The organism is Kitasatospora sp. MY 5-36 (assembly GCF_001182915.1).
In the GTDB taxonomy this organism is placed as follows: domain Bacteria; phylum Actinomycetota; class Actinomycetes; order Streptomycetales; family Streptomycetaceae; genus Kitasatospora.
Window position 1 is genome coordinate 1 of the sequence record NZ_LFVW01000213.1, and the last position, 17,448, is coordinate 17,448.

The 17,448-nt window shown below is 71.5% G+C and carries 18 protein-coding genes and 2 pseudogenes; 19 read left to right on the forward strand and 1 reads right to left on the reverse strand.

Features of this window, described 5'->3' with window-relative positions; translation table 11 throughout:
- A pseudogene (locus tag AE652_RS15715) lies at positions 1-450 on the forward strand (hypothetical protein); the annotation flags it as partial.
- Positions 451-462: 12 nt separating this feature from the next.
- Here AE652_RS15715 and AE652_RS15720 read toward each other — a convergent pair.
- The gene (locus AE652_RS15720) at positions 463-765 is read right to left on the reverse strand and encodes a ferredoxin (protein WP_049651996.1); all 303 of its coding nucleotides are present in this window, start codon (positions 763-765) and stop codon (positions 463-465) included.
- A gap of 286 nt (positions 766-1,051) precedes the next feature.
- Between AE652_RS15720 and arc the strand changes: the two genes are divergently transcribed.
- From arc to AE652_RS15805, 18 genes and pseudogenes are all read left to right on the forward strand, one after another.
- Entirely contained in the window at positions 1,052-2,818 is a 1,767-nt protein-coding gene (arc, locus tag AE652_RS15725; RefSeq protein ID WP_049651997.1) for a proteasome ATPase, read from the forward strand.
- Between the two features lie 228 nt (positions 2,819-3,046).
- Positions 3,047-4,558 carry a depupylase/deamidase Dop gene (dop, locus tag AE652_RS15730; protein ID WP_049651998.1) on the forward strand — a complete coding sequence of 504 codons (1,512 nt, stop codon included), beginning with the start codon at positions 3,047-3,049 and terminating at the stop codon, positions 4,556-4,558.
- Positions 4,559-4,732: 174 nt separating this feature from the next.
- Positions 4,733-4,951 carry a ubiquitin-like protein Pup gene (locus AE652_RS15735; protein ID WP_049652012.1) on the forward strand — a complete coding sequence of 73 codons (219 nt, stop codon included), beginning with the start codon at positions 4,733-4,735 and terminating at the stop codon, positions 4,949-4,951.
- A 132-nt stretch (positions 4,952-5,083) separates the two neighbouring features.
- Positions 5,084-5,161 (forward strand): annotated as a pseudogene (locus tag AE652_RS49495) (recombination endonuclease VII); the annotation flags it as partial.
- Positions 5,158-5,955, forward strand: a complete 798-nt coding sequence (prcB, locus tag AE652_RS15740; protein ID WP_369808298.1) for a proteasome subunit beta — start codon at positions 5,158-5,160, stop codon at positions 5,953-5,955. The pseudogene AE652_RS49495 and the gene prcB, both read left to right, overlap by 4 nt.
- A 194-nt stretch (positions 5,956-6,149) precedes the next feature.
- Positions 6,150-6,905, forward strand: coding sequence for a proteasome subunit alpha (gene prcA / locus AE652_RS15745; protein WP_049652000.1), 756 nt, complete (start codon positions 6,150-6,152; stop codon positions 6,903-6,905).
- 121 nt (positions 6,906-7,026) lie between these two features.
- The gene (pafA, locus tag AE652_RS15750) at positions 7,027-8,388 is read left to right on the forward strand and encodes a Pup--protein ligase (protein ID WP_049652001.1); all 1,362 of its coding nucleotides are present in this window, start codon (positions 7,027-7,029) and stop codon (positions 8,386-8,388) included.
- A gap of 123 nt (positions 8,389-8,511) precedes the next feature.
- Positions 8,512-9,501: an FKBP-type peptidyl-prolyl cis-trans isomerase gene (locus AE652_RS15755; RefSeq protein ID WP_053112073.1), complete on the forward strand. Its 990-nt coding sequence runs from the start codon at positions 8,512-8,514 to the stop codon at positions 9,499-9,501.
- A gap of 203 nt (positions 9,502-9,704) precedes the next feature.
- Positions 9,705-11,018 carry an FKBP-type peptidyl-prolyl cis-trans isomerase gene (locus AE652_RS15760; RefSeq protein ID WP_049652002.1) on the forward strand — a complete coding sequence of 438 codons (1,314 nt, stop codon included), beginning with the start codon at positions 9,705-9,707 and terminating at the stop codon, positions 11,016-11,018.
- Between the two features lie 163 nt (positions 11,019-11,181).
- Positions 11,182-11,565, forward strand: a complete 384-nt coding sequence (locus tag AE652_RS15765; protein ID WP_049652003.1) for an FKBP-type peptidyl-prolyl cis-trans isomerase — start codon at positions 11,182-11,184, stop codon at positions 11,563-11,565.
- Positions 11,566-11,742: 177 nt separating this feature from the next.
- Positions 11,743-12,717, forward strand: a complete 975-nt coding sequence (locus AE652_RS15770) for a YafY family protein (protein ID WP_049652004.1) — start codon at positions 11,743-11,745, stop codon at positions 12,715-12,717.
- A 26-nt stretch (positions 12,718-12,743) separates the two neighbouring features.
- A complete protein-coding gene (locus AE652_RS15775) occupies positions 12,744-13,670 on the forward strand; it encodes a YafY family protein (protein ID WP_181970795.1) in 927 nt (308 codons plus the stop codon).
- A gap of 3 nt (positions 13,671-13,673) precedes the next feature.
- The gene (locus tag AE652_RS15780; RefSeq protein ID WP_049652006.1) at positions 13,674-13,904 is read left to right on the forward strand and encodes a hypothetical protein; all 231 of its coding nucleotides are present in this window, start codon (positions 13,674-13,676) and stop codon (positions 13,902-13,904) included.
- 21 nt (positions 13,905-13,925) lie between these two features.
- Positions 13,926-14,138, forward strand: coding sequence for a hypothetical protein (locus AE652_RS15785; protein ID WP_049652007.1), 213 nt, complete (start codon positions 13,926-13,928; stop codon positions 14,136-14,138).
- Between the two features lie 191 nt (positions 14,139-14,329).
- Positions 14,330-14,635 carry a Sec-independent protein translocase subunit TatA gene (gene tatA / locus AE652_RS15790; RefSeq protein WP_049652008.1) on the forward strand — a complete coding sequence of 102 codons (306 nt, stop codon included), beginning with the start codon at positions 14,330-14,332 and terminating at the stop codon, positions 14,633-14,635.
- Between the two features lie 163 nt (positions 14,636-14,798).
- On the forward strand, positions 14,799-15,692 hold the full coding sequence (gene tatC / locus AE652_RS15795; RefSeq protein WP_049652009.1) for a twin-arginine translocase subunit TatC: 894 nt from the start codon (positions 14,799-14,801) through the stop codon (positions 15,690-15,692).
- A 131-nt stretch (positions 15,693-15,823) separates the two neighbouring features.
- Positions 15,824-16,984, forward strand: a complete 1,161-nt coding sequence (locus tag AE652_RS15800) for an FAD-binding oxidoreductase (RefSeq protein ID WP_049652010.1) — start codon at positions 15,824-15,826, stop codon at positions 16,982-16,984.
- Positions 16,985-17,063: 79 nt separating this feature from the next.
- On the forward strand, positions 17,064-17,381 hold the full coding sequence (locus AE652_RS15805; protein ID WP_049652011.1) for a (2Fe-2S)-binding protein: 318 nt from the start codon (positions 17,064-17,066) through the stop codon (positions 17,379-17,381).
- Positions 17,382-17,448 lie beyond the last annotated feature (67 nt).

Below are 17,448 nucleotides of genomic sequence, written 5' to 3' on the forward strand. Positions count from 1 at the left end.
ACCCCGGTGCCCGCGCACGGCACCCCCCAGGCCCTCGTCGCGAGCGCCGCCCCCGACCCGGCCCGGGCCCAACTCCCGCTGGACTGCGGCCCGTTCCCGGTCAAGACGGCGCTCAGCGTGCCGGCCCGGCTCGGCGACGGACGCCCCGGCACGGTGGTCGCCGCGCACTGCGCCACCGAGACCGGCACCCCGCCGGACGCCGTCTACCTGCTCGGCTTCGGCCCGGGCGGGCGCCCCGAGGTGGTGGCCACCCTGCTCCCCGAGCGCGAGAACCTCACCGTGAGCCGGATCGCGGTGCGTTCGGACGGCGCCATCACCGGCCACGCGCAGGGGTATTCGAGCGAGGACGTGCCGCGGTTCCGGCCCGACATCTCGCTCGACCTCACCTGGACGCAGCGGAGCGGCGGCTGGGAACGCTCCCAGACCGCCGCCCCGCTCCACCAGGCCTGAGCCCGGCCCGTCCTACTCCGCGTCCGGCCCGTACACCTCGACCCGGTCGGCGACCCGGCGCACGTGGATGCAGTCGCCGGGGCACTCCTTCGCCGAGTCCACCACGTCCTGAAGGATCGTCAGCGGCACCGGGGCGCTCTCCCCGGGCTGCTGGCGCAGCTCGTCGTCCGGCCCCTTCACGTAGGCCAGCCCGTCGATGTCGAGCTCGAAGACCTCGGGCGCGTACTGCACGCAGATGCCGTCACCGGTGCACAGATCCTGGTCGATCCACACCTCCAGCGCCTCGGCCGCCGCCGTCTGCTCGGTCACCGACATGGTCCCCTGCCGTTTCTGTCCCGGGTCGCCCCTATTCCTGGAGCAATCCCGCCATTCGTACAACGATCGGACCTCGACTTGTGGTCGCGATCGGATATCACTTCGCTCGACGATACATCTGGCCCGCTTTGGGTGGTGCGCGGTGGGTATCCCCCTTAGCAGAGGGGAAGCACGCTGGGGCGAAGATCGGACACGCCCGTTCCATCTTTCTTGATCTAGGGGTTTACGGACCCCTGGTCCCAGGTAGGGTCTGGAAGCGTCCAGCTCCCCGGAGGAGGTGAGGACCGTGGCAGCCCACGATGACGACTACAACCGCAGCACCGGCAGGCCCGCTCGTGGTTCCGACGAGGCCGCTCAGGTCTCGTACCTTGAGCAGGAAATCGCCGTGCTGCGCCGCAAGCTCGCCGACTCGCCGCGCAATTCGAGGATCCTCGAAGAGCGGATCGTCGAGCTCCAGACCAACCTGGCGGGCGTGACCGCCCAGAACGAACGGCTCGCCTCCACCCTGCGAGAGGCCCGCGACCAGATCGTGGCCCTCAAGGAGGAAGTGGACCGGCTGGCACAGCCCCCGGCCGGCTTCGGCACCTTCCTCGACGCGAACGAGGACGGCACCGCGGACATCTTCACCGGCGGGCGCAAGCTCCGCGTGAACGTCAGCCCGAGCGTCGCCCTCGACGAGGTGCGGCGCGGCCAGGAAGTGATGCTCAACGAGGCCCTCAACATCGTGGACGCGATGGCCTTCGAGAACATCGGCGAGATCGTCACCCTCAAGGAGCTCCTGGAGGACGGCGAGCGCGCCCTGGTGCTGGGGCACACCGACGAGGAGCGGGTGGTGCGCCTCGCCGAACCGCTGCGCGGGCTGACCATCCGGTCCGGGGACGCCCTGTTGCTGGAGCCCCGCTCCGGCTACGTCTTCGAGGTCGTCCCGAAGTCCGAGGTCGAGGAGTTGGTCCTCGAGGAGGTCCCGGACATCGACTACCGCCAGATCGGCGGCCTGAGCAACCAGATCGAGCTGATCCGCGACGCGGTCGAGCTGCCGTACCTGCACGCCGACCTCTTCAAGGAGTACGAGCTGCGCCCGCCCAAGGGCGTGCTGCTCTACGGCCCGCCCGGCTGCGGCAAGACGCTGATCGCCAAGGCGGTCGCCAACTCGCTGGCGAAGAAGGTGGCCGAGGTCACCGGACGCCCCCAGGGGAAGAGCTACTTCCTCAACATCAAGGGCCCCGAGCTGCTCAACAAGTACGTGGGCGAGACCGAGCGGCAGATCCGCCTGGTGTTCCAGCGGGCCCGGGAGAAGGCGGGCGAGGGCACGCCCGTCATCGTCTTCTTCGACGAGATGGAGTCGCTGTTCCGCACCCGCGGTTCCGGCGTCAGCTCGGACGTGGAGAACACCATCGTCCCGCAGCTGCTCGCCGAGATCGACGGCGTGGAGGGCCTGGAGAACGTCATCGTCATCGGCGCCTCGAACCGCGAGGACATGATCGACCCGGCGATCCTGCGGCCCGGCCGCCTGGACGTCAAGATCAAGATCGAGCGCCCGGACGCCGAGGCCGCGAAGGACATCTTCTCCAAGTACCTCAAGGACTCGCTGCCGTTCCACCCGGACGACCTCAAGGAGCACGAGGGCTCCGTCGAGGCCACGGTGGTCGCGATGATCCAGTCGGTGGTGGAGCGGATGTACTCCGAGACCGAGGAGAACCGCTTCCTGGAGGTCACCTACGCCAACGGTGACAAGGAGGTCCTGTACTTCAAGGACTTCAACTCCGGCGCGATGATCCAGAACATCGTCGACCGCGCGAAGAAGATGGCCATCAAGGACTTCCTCGACCACGGTCAGCGGGGCCTGCGCGTCTCCCACCTGCTCGCCGCCTGCGTCGACGAGTTCAAGGAGAACGAGGACCTCCCGAACACCACCAACCCGGACGACTGGGCCCGCATCTCCGGCAAGAAGGGCGAGCGGATCGTCTTCATCCGCACGCTGGTCACCGGCAAGCAGGGCGCCGAGTCCGGCCGCTCGATCGACACTGTCGCCAACACGGGGCAGTACCTGTAAGCACGCGGTTGTCCGGGCCGGCAGCGGTCCCCGGAGCTGTACGCACACCGTCCGGCTGTGGCGCCTCGCGGCCCCGCAGCCGGACGGCGCGTCTCCGGGCCCGCCGTTCGGCGCCGGGTTCTAGGCTCGACCCACCGTGCGCGGGCAGAGGCCCGGCACCGGTGTTGTTCGGCGGTACGTCAGAGTGCTCCGCCCGTCGGGGGCGGTGCACCGGGCAAGGAGGGCCGCATGACCGTACGGCGCGTGATGGGCATCGAGACGGAGTACGGGATCTCCGTGCCCGGGCACCCCAACGCCAACGCCATGCTCACCTCGTCCCAGATCGTCAACGCGTACGCGGCGGCGATGCACCGGGCACGGCGGGCCCGCTGGGACTTCGAGGAGGAGAATCCGCTGCGCGACGCACGGGGGTTCGACCTGGCCCGCGAGGTCGCGGACGCCAGCCAGCTGACCGACGAGGACATCGGCCTCGCCAACGTCATCCTCACCAACGGGGCCCGGTTCTACGTGGACCACGCGCACCCCGAGTACAGCTCGCCCGAGGTGACCAACCCGCGCGACGCCGTGCTCTGGGACAAGGCCGGCGAGCGGATCATGGCCGCCGCCGCGCAGCGCGCGCTGGAACTGCCCAACGGGCAGACCATCCACCTGTACAAGAACAACACCGACAACAAGGGCGCCTCCTACGGCACCCACGAGAACTACCTGATGAAGCGGGCGACACCGTTCGCCGACATCGTCCGCCACCTCACCCCGTTCTTCGTCTCCCGCCAGGTGGTCGCCGGCGCCGGCCGGGTCGGCATCGGCCAGGACGGCTCGGCGCACGGCTTCCAGCTCAGCCAGCGGGCGGACTACTTCGAGGTCGAGGTGGGTCTGGAGACGACGCTCAAGCGCCCGATCATCAACACCCGGGACGAACCCCACGCCGACGCCGAGAAGTACCGCCGGCTGCACGTGATCATCGGGGACGCCAACCTCTCCGAGATCTCCACCTACCTCAAGCTGGGCACCACCGCGCTGGTGCTGTCGATGATCGAGGACTCGTTCATCGCCGCCGACCTCGCCGTCGACCAGCCGGTGCGCACCCTGCACCGGGTCTCCCACGACCCGACGCTCAAGCACCTGATCACCCTGCGCAACGGGCGCAAGCTCACCGCCGTCCAGCTCCAGCTCGAGTACTTCGAGCTCGCCCGCAAGTACGTCGAGGACCGCTTCGGCACCGACGCGGACGAGCAGACGGTGGACGTGCTGACCCGCTGGGAGGACGTCCTCGGCCGGCTGGAGCGCGACCCGATGTCGCTGTCCCGGCAGCTGGACTGGGTCGCCAAGCGGGAGATCCTGGAGGGCTACCGCAGCCGGGACGCCCTGGAGTGGGACAACCCGCGGCTGCACCTGGTCGACCTCCAGTACAGCGACGTACGGCCCGAGAAGGGCCTCTACAACCGCCTGGTGGCCCGCGGGCGCTTCGAGCGGCTGCTCACCGAGGGCGAGGTCGAGCGGGCCGTCTCCAAGCCGCCGGACGACACCCGGGCGTACTTCCGCGGGCGCTGCCTGGAGCAGTACGCGGAGCACGTCGCGGCGGCCTCCTGGGACTCGGTGATCTTCGACCTGCCCGGCCGGGACTCGCTGCAGCGCGTGCCCACCCTGGAACCGCTGCGCGGGACCCGCAACCACGTCAAGGAGCTGCTGGACCGCTGCCGCACGGCCGAGGACCTGCTCCGGGTGCTGTCCGGCGGGTAACTTTTCGATCACCATGGGTGAACGTCCGCCGAATGGGAATCATCCGGGGTGGCAGCGGGTGTTGGACAGGAAGCGCCACCGGCAAACCGGGAGCGGCAGTCGCACCTTGTGTATAGGGTCGGTGCAGCAAGCAACGACCCAACCGTGCCAGACGAATCGAGCGGGGTGAGGGAAATGGCGAGCAAGGACACCGGCGGCGGCCAGCAGCGGGCGAACCGCTCCTCCGAGGAGGTCGAGGAGCAGGCCGCGGAAAGCCAGAATTCCGAGGACCTCAAGGAGCGCCAGGAAAAGCTGAGCGACGACGTCGACGCGGTTCTGGACGAAATCGACGAGGTCCTCGAGTCGAATGCCGAGGATTTCGTTCGCGGATTCGTCCAGAAGGGCGGGCAATAGCCCGGTCCGGGCATTCCGAATTCACGGTCGCGACCGATCGGGGCGGCCGGGCGGCGAACACCGCCCGGCCGTCCGGCACCGGCCCCTCCACCCGTGGACAGTGATCGTCGGGCGGGTAGGGTGCGGGCAGCGCGCGCTTCAAGCTACCTGGAAGGAATCGTGTGGAAGCCAACACTCGTGGCACCGGGCGTCTACCGGCTGCCTTCCTGACCCCGGGGTCGTCCTCGTTCCTCGACTTCCTCGCCGAGCACAAGCCGGAGATGGTCCCCGGGCTCCGGGGGCTCCCCGAGGGCGTCGTGGTCGAGGCCCCGCACGGGACCACGCTGGTGGCCGCGATCTTCGACGGCGGCGTCGTGATCGCGGGTGACCGCCGGGCGACGATGGGCAACGTGATCGCCCAGCGGGACATGGAGAAGGTCTTCCCGGCCGACGAGTACAGCGCGGTCGGCATCGCCGGCACCGCCGGCCTCGCGGTCGAGATGGTCCGGCTGTTCCAGCTGGAGCTGGAGCACTACGAGAAGATCGAGGGCGCCACCCTCTCCCTGGAGGGCAAGGCCAACCGGCTCACCACCATGATCCGGGGCAACCTGGGCATGGCGATGCAGGGCCTCGCGGTGGTGCCGCTGTTCGCCGGCTACGACCTGGACCTCGGCCGCGGCCGGATCTTCAACTACGACGTCACCGGCGGGCGGTCCGAGGAGCGCGGCTTCGCCGCCACCGGCTCGGGCTCGGTCTTCGCCCGCGGCTCGCTGAAGAAGCTCTACCGCGACGGCCTGACGGCCGACCAGGCCGCCACCCTGGTCGTCCAGGCCCTGTACGACGCGGCGGACGACGACTCCGCCACCGGCGGCCCGGACCTCGCCCGGAAGATCTTCCCGATCGTCTCGCTGATCACCGAGGACGGCTTCCGCCGGCTCACCGACGCGGAGGTGACGGAGATCGTCGTCGCCATCACCGACGAGCGCCTGGACCGGCCCAACGGCCCGCAGGCCCCGCTGATCTAGGGGGTGTCTTGTGGATCTTGTCGGATCAGGCCGCGGCGTCAGGGTGCGTGCATCGCAAGGCGGAGGAGGGAGCCACTGCGGAGCATTGGCGACCGACGACAACGCCGCGAGGTGCGTGCCCTGGCGTCGCGGACCCGGCTAAGTTCCACAAGACACCCCCACGCCATCACCTCACAGAAAGGGGACGACCGCCGGTGTCGACACCGTTCTACGTCTCGCCCCAGCAGGCCATGGCGGACCGCGCGGAGTACGCCCGCAAGGGCATCGCGCGCGGCCGCAGCGTGGTCGTGCTCACCTACGCCGACGGCATCGTCTTCGTCGCGGAGAACACCTCCAGGGCGCTCCACAAGGTCTCCGAGATCTACGACAAGATCGCCTTCGCGGCGGTCGGCCGCTACAACGAGTTCGAGAACCTGCGCATCGGCGGCGTCCGCTACGCCGACCTGCGCGGCTACTCCTACGACCGGGCCGACGTCACGGCCCGCGGCCTGGCCAACGTGTACGCCCAGACCCTGGGCACCATCTTCTCCTCGGTCGGCGAGAAGCCGTACGAGGTCGAGCTGATCGTGGCCGAGGTCGGCCGCACCCCCGACAACGACCAGATCTACCGGCTCACGCCGGACGGTTCGGTCGTGGACGAGAAGAACTACGTGGTGGTCGGCGGCAACGCCGACTCGATCGGCAACTACCTGGGCCAGCGCCACCGCGCCGGCATCGGCCTCACCGAGGCGGTGAAGCTCGCCGTGGACTCGCTCGCCCGCGACCCCAACGGCGGCAGCCCGCGCGGCCTCACGCCGGAGCAGCTGGAGGTGGCGGTCCTCGACCGCCAGCGGTTCCAGCAGCGCAAGTTCAAGCGGATCCTGGGCAACCAGCTGGGCCGGCTGCTCGACGGGGACCAGTCCGCGGAAGCGGACGACGAGGACAACCCGGCGGACGGCACGCCGGTGTAGCAGTGCCTGTGGAGTCCCGGACGGCGGCCCCGCCGCCGTCGTCCGGGACTCCGGTGCCCCTGCGGCGGCCCAGTCGTCGTGGAGGCGGTTTCGGACAGCTCCGACAGAGAATGGAGTGCTCATGGACCGCCGGATTTTCGGGCTGGAGAACGAGTACGGCGTGACCTGCACGTTCCGCGGGCAGCGACGGCTGTCCCCGGACGAGGTGGCGCGGTACCTGTTCCGCCGGGTCGTCTCCTGGGGCCGCAGCAGCAACGTCTTCCTGCGCAACGGCGCCCGCCTCTACCTCGACGTCGGCTCCCACCCCGAGTACGCCACCCCCGAGTGCGACGACGTCGTCGAGCTGGTGACGCACGACAAGGCCGGTGAGCGCATCCTCGAGGGGCTCCTGGTGGACGCCGAGCGCCGGCTGCACGAGGAGGGCATCGCCGGGGACGTCTACCTCTTCAAGAACAACACCGACTCGGCCGGGAACTCCTACGGCTGCCACGAGAACTACTGCGTGGCCCGGCACGGGGAGTTCTCCCGGCTGGCCGACGTGCTGATCCCGTTCCTGGTCACCCGGCAGCTGATCTGCGGGGCGGGCAAGGTGCTCCAGACCCCGCGCGGCGCGGTGTTCTGCGTCAGCCAGCGGGCCGAGCACATCTGGGAGGGCGTCAGCTCCGCCACCACCCGCTCGCGCCCGATCATCAACACCCGGGACGAGCCGCACGCGGACGCCGAGCGCTACCGCCGGCTGCACGTGATCGTCGGCGACTCCAACATGTCGGAGACCACGACGCTGCTCAAGGTCGGCTCCACCGACCTGGTGCTGCGGATGATCGAGGCCGGCGTGGTGATGCGCGACCTCACCCTGGAGAACCCGATCCGGGCGATCCGCGAGGTCAGCCACGACCTCACCGGCACCCACCAGGTGCGGCTCGCCAACGGCCGGGAGGCCAGCGCGCTGGACATCCAGGAGGAGTACTACACCAAGGCCCTGGAGTTCGCGGACCGCAAGGGCATCAACACCGGCACCGTCGCCCGGGTCCTCGACCTGTGGGGCCGCACCCTGGAGGCCGTCCGCAGCGAGCGGCTGGACGGGGTCGCCCAGGAGATCGACTGGATCATGAAGTACAAGCTCATCGAGCGCTACCGCGAGAAGCACCAGATGAGCATGTCCAACCCGCGGGTGGCGCAGATCGACCTCGCGTACCACGACATCCACCGTCGCCGCGGCCTGTTCTACCTGCTCCAGGGCAAGGGCCAGGCGCAGCGGGTGACCACCGACCTCAAGACCTTCGAGGCCAAGTCGATCCCGCCGCAGACCACCCGGGCCCGGCTGCGCGGGGACTTCATCCGGCGGGCCCAGGAGCAGCGCCGGGACTTCACGGTCGACTGGGTGCACCTGAAGCTGAACGACCAGGCGCAGCGCACGGTGCTGTGCAAGGACCCGTTCCGTTCGGTGGACGAGCGGGTGGAGAAGCTGATCGCGGGGATGTAGCCCCCGGCCGTGTGATCAAGGCGGCGACCGGCCCCGGTGGTGTCTACCGGGGCCGGACGCGTGCCGGGCATACGCTGTCCGTCGAGTCAGGAGAGCCGACTTCGACCGACAGTTAGGACCACCGTGCGCCGCACCGCCGGTTTGCTTCTCACCCTGCCGTTGCTGCTCGCGGTCGCCTGCAGCAGCTCGCCCAAGGCGGCGGGCCCGGTGACGCCGTCCGCGGCGAGCGCCGCCCCGACGGTGCCCGCGCCGGTCGGCGAGGCGTCACCGATGCCCACTCTTTCGGGTGGCGGGTTCGGCAGCAAGGCCACCATCACCATCCCCGAGGGCCAGCAGCCCAGCGGCCAGTTCGTGGTGAACACGGTCAGCGAGGGCGACCGGGCGACCGTCAACAAGGGCGACTGGGTGACGGTCAACTACACCGCCAGGGACTGGACCACCGCCAAGGACCTGCCCAGTTCGTACGACGCCAACGGCAAGCCGCAGCTCTACCAGGCCGGCAGCGGGCAGCTGGTGCCGGCGCTGGACCAGAGCGTGATCGGCAAGAAGGTGGGCAGCCGGCTGCTGGTGGTCGCCCCGCCGGCGGCGGCCTTCGGCGAGCAGGGCTCCACCCAGCTGGGCGTCAACAAGGGCGACACCGTGGTGTTCGTGCTGGACATCATGGAGAGCCTGCCGCCGGACTCCACGCTGACCGGGGCGATGGCCGAGCCGGCCGCGACGATGCCGCAGGTCAAGGACAACGGCAAGGCGCCGGCCACGATCACGATCCCGACCGGGCAGGCCGCGCCCACCGACCTCCAGCAGGCGGTGCTGATCAAGGGCGAGGGCAAGCAGGTCAAGAGCGGGCAGACCCTGGTGGTGCAGTACACCGGGGTGCTCTGGGCCAACGGCCAGCAGTTCGACGCCTCCTGGACGCACGGCGGCGCGCAGGCGGTGCAGATCGGCACCGGCAGCGTGATCGAGGGCTGGGACAAGGGCCTGGTCGGGCAGAACGTGGGCAGCCGGGTCCTGCTGGTGGTGCCGCCGGCGCTCGGCTACCAGGACAAGGCGCAGGGCTCGGTTCCGGCGAACTCGACCCTGGTCTTCGTGATCGACATTCTCGAAGCGGTCTAGGAAGTCACCGGGGGGATTCCGTACGCTTGGGCGGACGCTCGTACAACGAAGCGTCCGCCCTCATCCTGAGCTGTCATACTGCCCACGCACTGTGGCAGGCGCCGCCCGGCGCCGAGGTCCGGGGCGGGCGGTGCGACGGCAGGCCGGCGTGCCCACGCCGGGCGCAGACCTGGAAGACCTCGTGGCGAGATGGATGGGGAGTCATGACTGAGAAGACGCCGAGCCCGGGCGGGGCCGGCACCGCGGCGAACGACAGCTCCGCGGGTGACCCGGCCGCCTCTCGTCCCGGCGGTCCGGTTGGCGGGGACCGCGAGTCGATCGTCGTCCCCCCGGCGATCCTGGCGCAGCAGGCGGGCTGGGCGCAGCCCGGCGAGGCGCCGCGCGCCGCGGGCGGGACCAAGACGGACGACGCCCCGCAGATCTTCGCCTCCAACGTGCGCAAGTCCGACACGTCGGAGGCCGGGTACGACGAGAACCCGCCCGGCGTCGGCAAGCTGGGCGTGATCCTCGGCACGGTGATCGCCCTGCTGCTGGTCGGCAGCGGCGTCACGCTGTACATGGTGAACAAGGACGGCTCCAAGGACAGCGCCGCGGCCAAGCCGGACGCGGCCAAGAGCGCGCCGCCCACGCCGACCGCCGACCCGGTGCCGCCGATCAAGGACAGCGCCAAGGTGCTGCCGACGGTCGCCGGCGACTTCGGCAAGAAGGCCGACATCCAGATCCCGGGCGAGGCCTCCGACGGCTCCTTCGTGGTGAAGGTGCTCACCGAGGGCACCGGCGCCAAGGTGGAGAAGAACTCCTGGGCCTCGGTGGACTACACCGCCAAGGACTGGAACACCGGCAAGGACATCCCGAGCTCGTACGACGCCAACGGGAAGCCGCAGATCTTCCAGGCCGGGACCGACTCGCTGATCCCGGCGCTGGACCAGGCCGTGATCGGCAAGAAGGCCGGCAGCCGGCTGCTGGTGGTGGCCCCGCCGGCCGCCGCGTTCGGCGCCCAGGGCAAGGCCGACATGTCGATCGGTCCCAAGGACGACCTGGTCTTCGTGATCGACATCCGCAACGCCAACGCGCCCGACGCCGTGGTGAGCGGTACCGTCACCCCGCCGCCCGCGGACTTCCCGCAGGTCAAGGACAACGGCAAGAAGCCGGCCGAGATCACCCCGGTCGCCGGGGCGAAGGACCCGACCGAGCTGAAGTCGCACGTCCTGATCAAGGGCACCGGGCCGAAGGTGGAGAAGGGCGAGAAGGTCGTCGTCCAGTACACCGGCGCGCTGTTCTCCAGCGGCAAGGTGTTCGACTCCTCGCTCAGCAAGGGCCAGGCGTTCACCTTCCCGGTCGGCGGCGGCCAGGTCATCCAGGGCTGGGACCAGGGCCTGGAGGGCCAGACCGTCGGCAGCCGGGTCGAGCTGGTGATCCCCGCCTCGCTGGGCTACGGCGACAAGGGCCAGGGCGACATCCCGCCCGGCGCGACGCTGGTGTTCGTGGTGGACATCCTGGACGCCGGTCAGGGCTGATCCACTTTCGGGTGACAATGGTGCACGTGTGACCTTCGGGTCCGGCCGCGTGGCCGGTCCCCAACGGGCGGCGGGCGCCCGTACCGTGGTCCGGGACGAACGGACCGGGTGCGGGCGTCCGCCGCTTGGTCGTGACAGCAGAGCGAATGTGAGAAGAGGGACTGTGAGCGTCAACCTCAACGAGAAGCCCGAGATCGACTTCCCGATCGGCGACGCCCCGACGGAGCTGCAGATCCGCGACATCGTCGTGGGCGACGGCGCGGAGGCCAAGCCGGGCCAGAACGTCAGCGTCCGCTACGTCGGTGTGACCTTCGAGACCGGCGAGGAGTTCGACGCCAGCTGGAACCGGAGCCCCAACGAGTTCCGCTTCCCGCTGGGCGGCGGCCGGGTCATCAAGGGCTGGGACCAGGGCGTCGTCGGCATGAAGGTCGGCGGCCGCCGCGAGCTGACCATCCCGTCGCGTCTGGCGTACGGCGCCCAGTCGCCGACCTCGGCGATCCCGCCGCACTCGACCCTGATCTTCGTGGTCGACCTGCTGGCCGTCTGAGCCCGCTCGTGCCGTGGGCCGGACCCCTCCGGGGGCCCGGCCCACGGGCGTGTCCGGGGGCGTTCGGGGAGGCCGCTTTTGCCGTGCGTACCGCTACCGGTACGGTCGGTCCCGCCGGGTGGTGATCGCCCGGTTGGCGCACCCCGCGCGCGGCGCGGCACACCGGAAGGGTCAGCGATGGCGATCGCGAAGGCAGAGCGGCTGATGAATCTCGCCCTGTGCCTGATGAACACCAGACGTCCGCTCTCCAAGAAGGAGCTGCGGGAATCCATCGAGGCGTACCGCGAGGCCTGGCAGAACAGCAGCGAGGACGCCTTCAACCGGATGTTCGAGCGGGACAAGGACGACCTGCGCGAGCTCGGCCTGGTGATCGACGTGGACGAGAGCACCCTGGACGGCGAGCTCGGCTACCTGGCCCGCGCCGACCGCAACCGGCTGCCCGAGATCGCCCTGGACGCCGAGGAGGCGGCCGCGCTGACCCTGGCGGCCCGGGTCTGGCAGCAGGCCAAGATGTCCGGTGCGGCCAGCGGCGCCCTGCAGAAGCTGCGCGCGGCCGGGGTGCCGTTCGCCGAGGCCGAGGGCCGGACCGCCCTGGAGCCGCGCATCCCCGCCCGGGAGGCCGCGTTCGAGCCGCTGCTCACCGCCGCCCGGGACCGCCGTCCGGTCACCTTCGAGTACCGCAAGGCCGGCGCCGCCGCCGTCGAGCAGCGCAGCGTCGAGCCGTGGGCGCTGGAGTGCTGGCGCGGGCACTGGTACCTGGCCGGGTACGACCGCGACCGGGGCGACGCCCGGGTGTTCCGGCTCAGCCGGATCACCGGCCGGGTGAAGGCGAAGTCCGGGGCGTTCCTCGGCGCCGTGCCCGAGCACGTGGACGTCCGGGCCACCGTGGCGAAGTTCGCGGGCGAGGGGGCGACCGCCACCGCGACCGTCCGGGTCCGCCGGGGCGCCGGCTTCCCGCTGCGGACCAAGGCGCTGGGCAGCACCCGGGTGGACGAGCTGTGGGACGAGCTGGAGATCCCGTACGGCAACGGGCTCGGCGCGGACCTGGCCGAGTTCGGGCCGGACGTGCTGGTGCTCGGGCCGGAGGAGCTGCGGGCGGATGTGGTCGACCGGCTGCGGGCGGTCGCGGGTTTCGAAGGAGTGGGCGCGTGAGCAACGCCATCGACCAGACGCGACGGATGCTGTCGCTGGTCACCTACCTGCGCGAGCGGCCCGGGGCCGAGGTCGCCGAGGTGGCCCGGGCGTTCGGGATCAGCGAGCGCGAGCTGATCGCGGACCTCAACGTGCTGCCGATGTGCGGCACCAGCTTCCGCGGCGGCGACCTGCTCGACATCGACACCGACGGCGAGCGGATCTGGTGGCACAACGTCGACGACGTCGCCCAGCCGCTGCGGCTGGCCGCCGACGAGGCGACCGCGCTGCTGGTGGCCGCCCGCGCGGTGGCCGGACTGCCGGGCCTGCGGGCCGGGGACCGGGAGGCGCTCACCCGGGCCGTCGCCAAGATCGAGAACGCGGCGGGGGAGAGCGCCGAGGGCAGCGCCCGGGTCGGCGTGACCTTCGAGGCGGAGAGCCACGTCTTCGCCGACATCGACCGCGCGCTCAGCGAGGGCCGCCGGCTCTGGCTGCGCTACTACTCGCACGGGCGCGGCGGGATGACCGAGCGCGAGGTCGACCCGATCCGGCTGCTCACCGAGGGCCACACCTACCTCGAGGCCTGGTGCCGGACCTCCGAGGACCACCGGATGTTCCGGCTCGACCGGGTCGCCGAGATCCGCGTCCTGGACGTCCCGGCCGACCCGCCCCGGCGCGAGCCACGCGACCTGAGCGGCGGGCTGGTCAACCCGGCGGCGGACGACCCCGAGGTGGTCGTCGAGGTCTCCTCCGGCGGACGCTGGGTGGCCGAGTACTACACCCACGACCGGGCCGAGGAACTGCCCGACGGCGGGCTGCGGATCACCCTGCGCAGCGCCGACCCCTCCCAGCTGCGCCCGCTGGCGCTGCGGCTGGGCCGGGACGGCCGGATCGTCTCGCCGCCCGAGCTCGCCGAGCAGGCGCGCTCGGCCGCGCGGGAGGCGCTGGCCGCCTACGGGGAGGGGCGGGTCTGAGCGGTGGAACCCGGGACCAGATTCAAGGTGTACTGCTCCGAGTGCCGGGAGAAGGTGGAGCTCCCGGCCGAGGACTTCCGCCTGACCCTCGGTCGCACCCCGGCCCAGGCGCACTACAGCTTCGGCTGCCCGCGGTGCGGGGCGGCGGTGCGCAAGCCGGCCGGGGAGAAGATCGTCGAGGCGCTCACCGGGGCCGGGGTGCGCACCATGCGGCTCGTCCCGGCCGAGGGGTAGTACGCGTATAGGCTGGGGCGCATGTCCTGGATGCTCGTCGCCGCCGTCCTGCTCGCCACCGCGGGCCTGCTGGTCCTCGGGGTCCTCGCGATCCGGCTCTGGCTGGACGTGCGGGCGCTGGCCAAGGGCGTGGACGCGGCCTCGCGGGCGCTGGCCGCGGCGGCCGGGGACCTGGCGGACGCGGTGCCCGCCCAGGGCGCCCCGGCGGGGGAGCGGAGCGTCCCCGCCGCATAGCACGGTCGGGACCGCGGTGGTACGGGGGCTGCTGCGCGCGGGCGGGGGCGGGTTACGCTCTCAGTTGGCTCCTGAACCGTGTACCGGGGGCCGCTGTCCTGTTCGGGCGGCCGTCGTCGTGGCGTCATCCGCAGCGGTTACCATCCGCAGCGGACGGCCCGTCGGGCCGCCATGACTGAAGGTGGTCGCGCATGCGCATCTCGATGACCGCGATCGTGGTGATCGTGATCCTCGCCATCGTGCTGTTCGGAGCCAAGCGGCTGCCGGACCTGGCGCGCTCGCTGGGCAAGTCGATGCGGATCCTGAAGAGCGAGGCGCAGGCGATGCGCTCGGACGGCGAGTCCGAGCAGCCGTCCCGGCCCGCCCCGGCTCCGGCCCCGGTCGACGGTGCCGCGGCCAGGACCGTCCAGGCCGCTCCGGGCGCGTCGGCCACGGCCCGTCCGGTGACCGAGCCCGCCGCCGGGGCCTCCGCGCCCGACGGCGACCGCCCGCACTGAGCGCGGCGCACGTGAGGCACCTGACGCCCGCCGCGCACACCGTGTGCGCGGCGTTCGCGACCACGGAGGCCCGCCGACCGGCGGGCCCCGACGCACGAGTTGAGGACCGGGGTTGAGCAAGCTCTCCAAGGCGCCGAAGGCGTCAAAGGATCCTGAGGGGCGGATGGCCCTCGCCGACCACCTGAGGGAACTGCGCAACCGCGTGGTCAAGTCGGTCCTGGCGATCGTGCTGATCACCATCGTGGCGGCGGTCTACCACAAGCAGATCGAGGACTTCCTGCTGCAGCCGCTGCCGCGGTGCGAAACCCTGGAGCTGGCCAAGCACTACCACGGCAAGTGCGCCCAGGTCTCGAACATCGGTCTGACCGCCGGTTTCACCTGGATGCTGAAGGTGGCCCTGACGGCGGGCGTGGTCGGGACCGTGCCGATCTGGCTCTACCAGGTCTGGGCCTTCGTGGCGCCGGGCCTGCACAGGCACGAGAAGAAGTACACGGTCGTCTTCCTGATCTGCGGGACGCCGCTCTTCCTGGCCGGTGTGGCCGTGGCCATCCTGGTGCTGCCGACCACGGTCGACGTGCTGCTCTCGTTCACCCCGAACGACACCACGCCGATCCTGCCGCCCGAGGACTACTTCGACATCGCCACCCGGATGGTGCTGGTCTTCGGCCTGGCCTTCGAGTTCCCGCTGCTGCTGGTGATGCTGAACATGGTCGGCGTGGTCGGCGGCAAGCGGCTGCTGGGCTGGTGGCGCGGCATGGTCATGGGCATCACGGTGTTCGCGGCCTTCGCCACGCCGAGCGCCGACCCGCTGAGCATGCTGGCGCTGGCCGCGCCGATCTGGGCGCTGTACTTCATCGCGGTGGCGATCGCGATCTTCAACGACAAGCGCAAGGCGCGCCGCAACCCGGACTCCGGGCTGGACGACGAGGAGGCCTCGCACCTGGACCTCTCGGTGCAGCCGGTGGCCGGTGCGGAGTCCGTCCAGGCCTCGGCGGCCCCGGCGGCCGGCGCCTCGGTGCCGGCGTCCCGCCGCGAGGAGATGGACGACATCACCTGAGTCGGTAGGGCGTGAGGGAGCCCCGGTCCGCCGCTGCCGAGCGGTGGGCCGGGGCTTTCCGCTGGTCGGGGCGGTTCCGGGTTTCGGCGGGTGGTCTTGGCAGCTCGCATGGCATGTGACATATTACTGGCGTGCTGAAGACCGAGACACCTCCCCTGGACGTGGTCGTGGTCGGCGCCGGTGTGGTCGGCGCCGCCTGCGCCTACTACGCCGCCCGCGCCGGGCTCGCCGTCGCCGTCGTGGACCGCGGGCCCGTGGCCGGCGGCACCACCGGCGCGGGCGAGGGCAACCTGCTGGTCTCCGACAAGGAGCCCGGCCCCGAACTCGACCTCGCCCTGCTCAGCACCCGGCTCTGGCGCGACCTCGCCGAGCGGCTCGGCCCGGCGATCGAGTACGAGCCCAAGGGCGGCGTGGTGGTCGCCTCCACCGCCGCCGGGCAGGACGCGCTGCGGGCCTTCGCCGACGGGCAGCGGGCCGTCGGGGTCGAGGCCGAGGAGGTGCCCGGCGAGCGGCTGCGCGAACTGGAGCCGCACCTGGCCGAGGGCCTGGCCGGCGGCTTCCACTACCCGCAGGACGCCCAGGTCCAGCCCGCCCTCGCCGCCGCCCACCTGCTGCGCGAGGCCCGCCGGATGGGCGCCGAGCTGATCACCGGGGAGAGCGTCACCGCCGTCGACCGGGGCCCGGACGGCGCCGTGCGCGGCGTCCGGACCGACCGGCGGCACCTGGCCGCCCCCGCCGTGGTGAACGCGGCCGGCACCTGGGGCGGCGAGGTGGCCGCGCTGGCCGGGGTGCACCTGCCGGTGCTGCCCCGCCGCGGCTTCGTGCTGGTCACCGAGCCGCTGCCGCGGGTCGTGCGGCACAAGGTCTACGCCGCCGACTACGTGGCCAACGTGGCCAGCGGATCGGCCGGGCTGGAGACCTCCGCCGTGATCGAGGGCACCCCGGGCGGGCCGGTGCTGATCGGCGCCAGCCGGGAGCGGGTCGGCTTCGACCGCACGCTCTCCCAGGAGGTGCTGAGCCGGCTCGCCGCCCAGGCCGCCGCCCTCTTCCCGGTGCTCGCCGACGTCACCGTGCTGCGCGCCTACCGGGGCTTCCGCCCGTACCTGCCGGACCACCTGCCGGCCATCGGCGCGGACCCCCGGGTGCCCGGGCTGTACCACGCCTGCGGGCACGAGGGGGCCGGCATCGGGCTGGCCCCGGCGACCGGGCTGCTGATCAGCGAGCAGCTCACCGGCAAGCAGCCGGAGCTGGACCTCGCGCCGTTCCGGGCGGACCGCTTCCCGGCCGAGTGACGGCGTGACGGCCCGGACGCCTGCGACCGAGGCCTGTGTGAGATTCCTTCCTGGACCCGTGAGATTGGAGAGGCCGCCGATGCGCCGCCGCACCCCCGCCGGGCTGGTCGAGGCCGAGCCCGGGCCCGCCCACCACATCGAGTTCGACGGGCGGCCCGTCCCCGCGCTGCCCGGGCAGTCGATCGCCGCCGCGCTCTGGGCCGACGGCGTGCTCGCCTGGCGCACCACCCGGGTCGGCGGGAAGCCGCGCGGGGCGTTCTGCGGGATCGGCGCCTGCTTCGACTGCCTGGCCACCGTGGACGGCCGCCCCAACCAGCGCACCTGCCTGCTCCCCGCCGAGCCCGGCACCACCGTCACCACCCAGGAGGGCCACGGCCGTGCCGACCTCGCCGTCTGAACCCCTCGACGCCCCGTCGTACGACCTCGTGGTGGTCGGCGGCGGGGAGAACGCCAACTGGTTCGTC

Bases quoted from the DNA above. Each gene is read 5' to 3' on its own strand.
- dop (WP_049651998.1), top strand. From the start codon at position 3,047: ATGACCGTACGGCGCGTGATGGGCATCGAGACGGAGTACGGGATCTCC.
- AE652_RS15720 (WP_049651996.1), bottom strand. From the start codon at position 765: ATGTCGGTGACCGAGCAGACGGCGGCGGCCGAGGCGCTGGAGGTGTGG.
- AE652_RS15805 (WP_049652011.1), top strand. From the start codon at position 17,064: ATGCGCCGCCGCACCCCCGCCGGGCTGGTCGAGGCCGAGCCCGGGCCC.
- tatC (WP_049652009.1), top strand. From the start codon at position 14,799: ATGGCCCTCGCCGACCACCTGAGGGAACTGCGCAACCGCGTGGTCAAG.
- AE652_RS15735 (WP_049652012.1), top strand. From the start codon at position 4,733: ATGGCGAGCAAGGACACCGGCGGCGGCCAGCAGCGGGCGAACCGCTCC.
- AE652_RS15760 (WP_049652002.1), top strand. From the start codon at position 9,705: ATGACTGAGAAGACGCCGAGCCCGGGCGGGGCCGGCACCGCGGCGAAC.
- pafA (WP_049652001.1), top strand. From the start codon at position 7,027: ATGGACCGCCGGATTTTCGGGCTGGAGAACGAGTACGGCGTGACCTGC.
- AE652_RS15785 (WP_049652007.1), top strand. From the start codon at position 13,926: ATGTCCTGGATGCTCGTCGCCGCCGTCCTGCTCGCCACCGCGGGCCTG.
- tatA (WP_049652008.1), top strand. From the start codon at position 14,330: ATGCGCATCTCGATGACCGCGATCGTGGTGATCGTGATCCTCGCCATC.
- AE652_RS15770 (WP_049652004.1), top strand. From the start codon at position 11,743: ATGGCGATCGCGAAGGCAGAGCGGCTGATGAATCTCGCCCTGTGCCTG.
- AE652_RS15775 (WP_181970795.1), top strand. From the start codon at position 12,744: ATGCTGTCGCTGGTCACCTACCTGCGCGAGCGGCCCGGGGCCGAGGTC.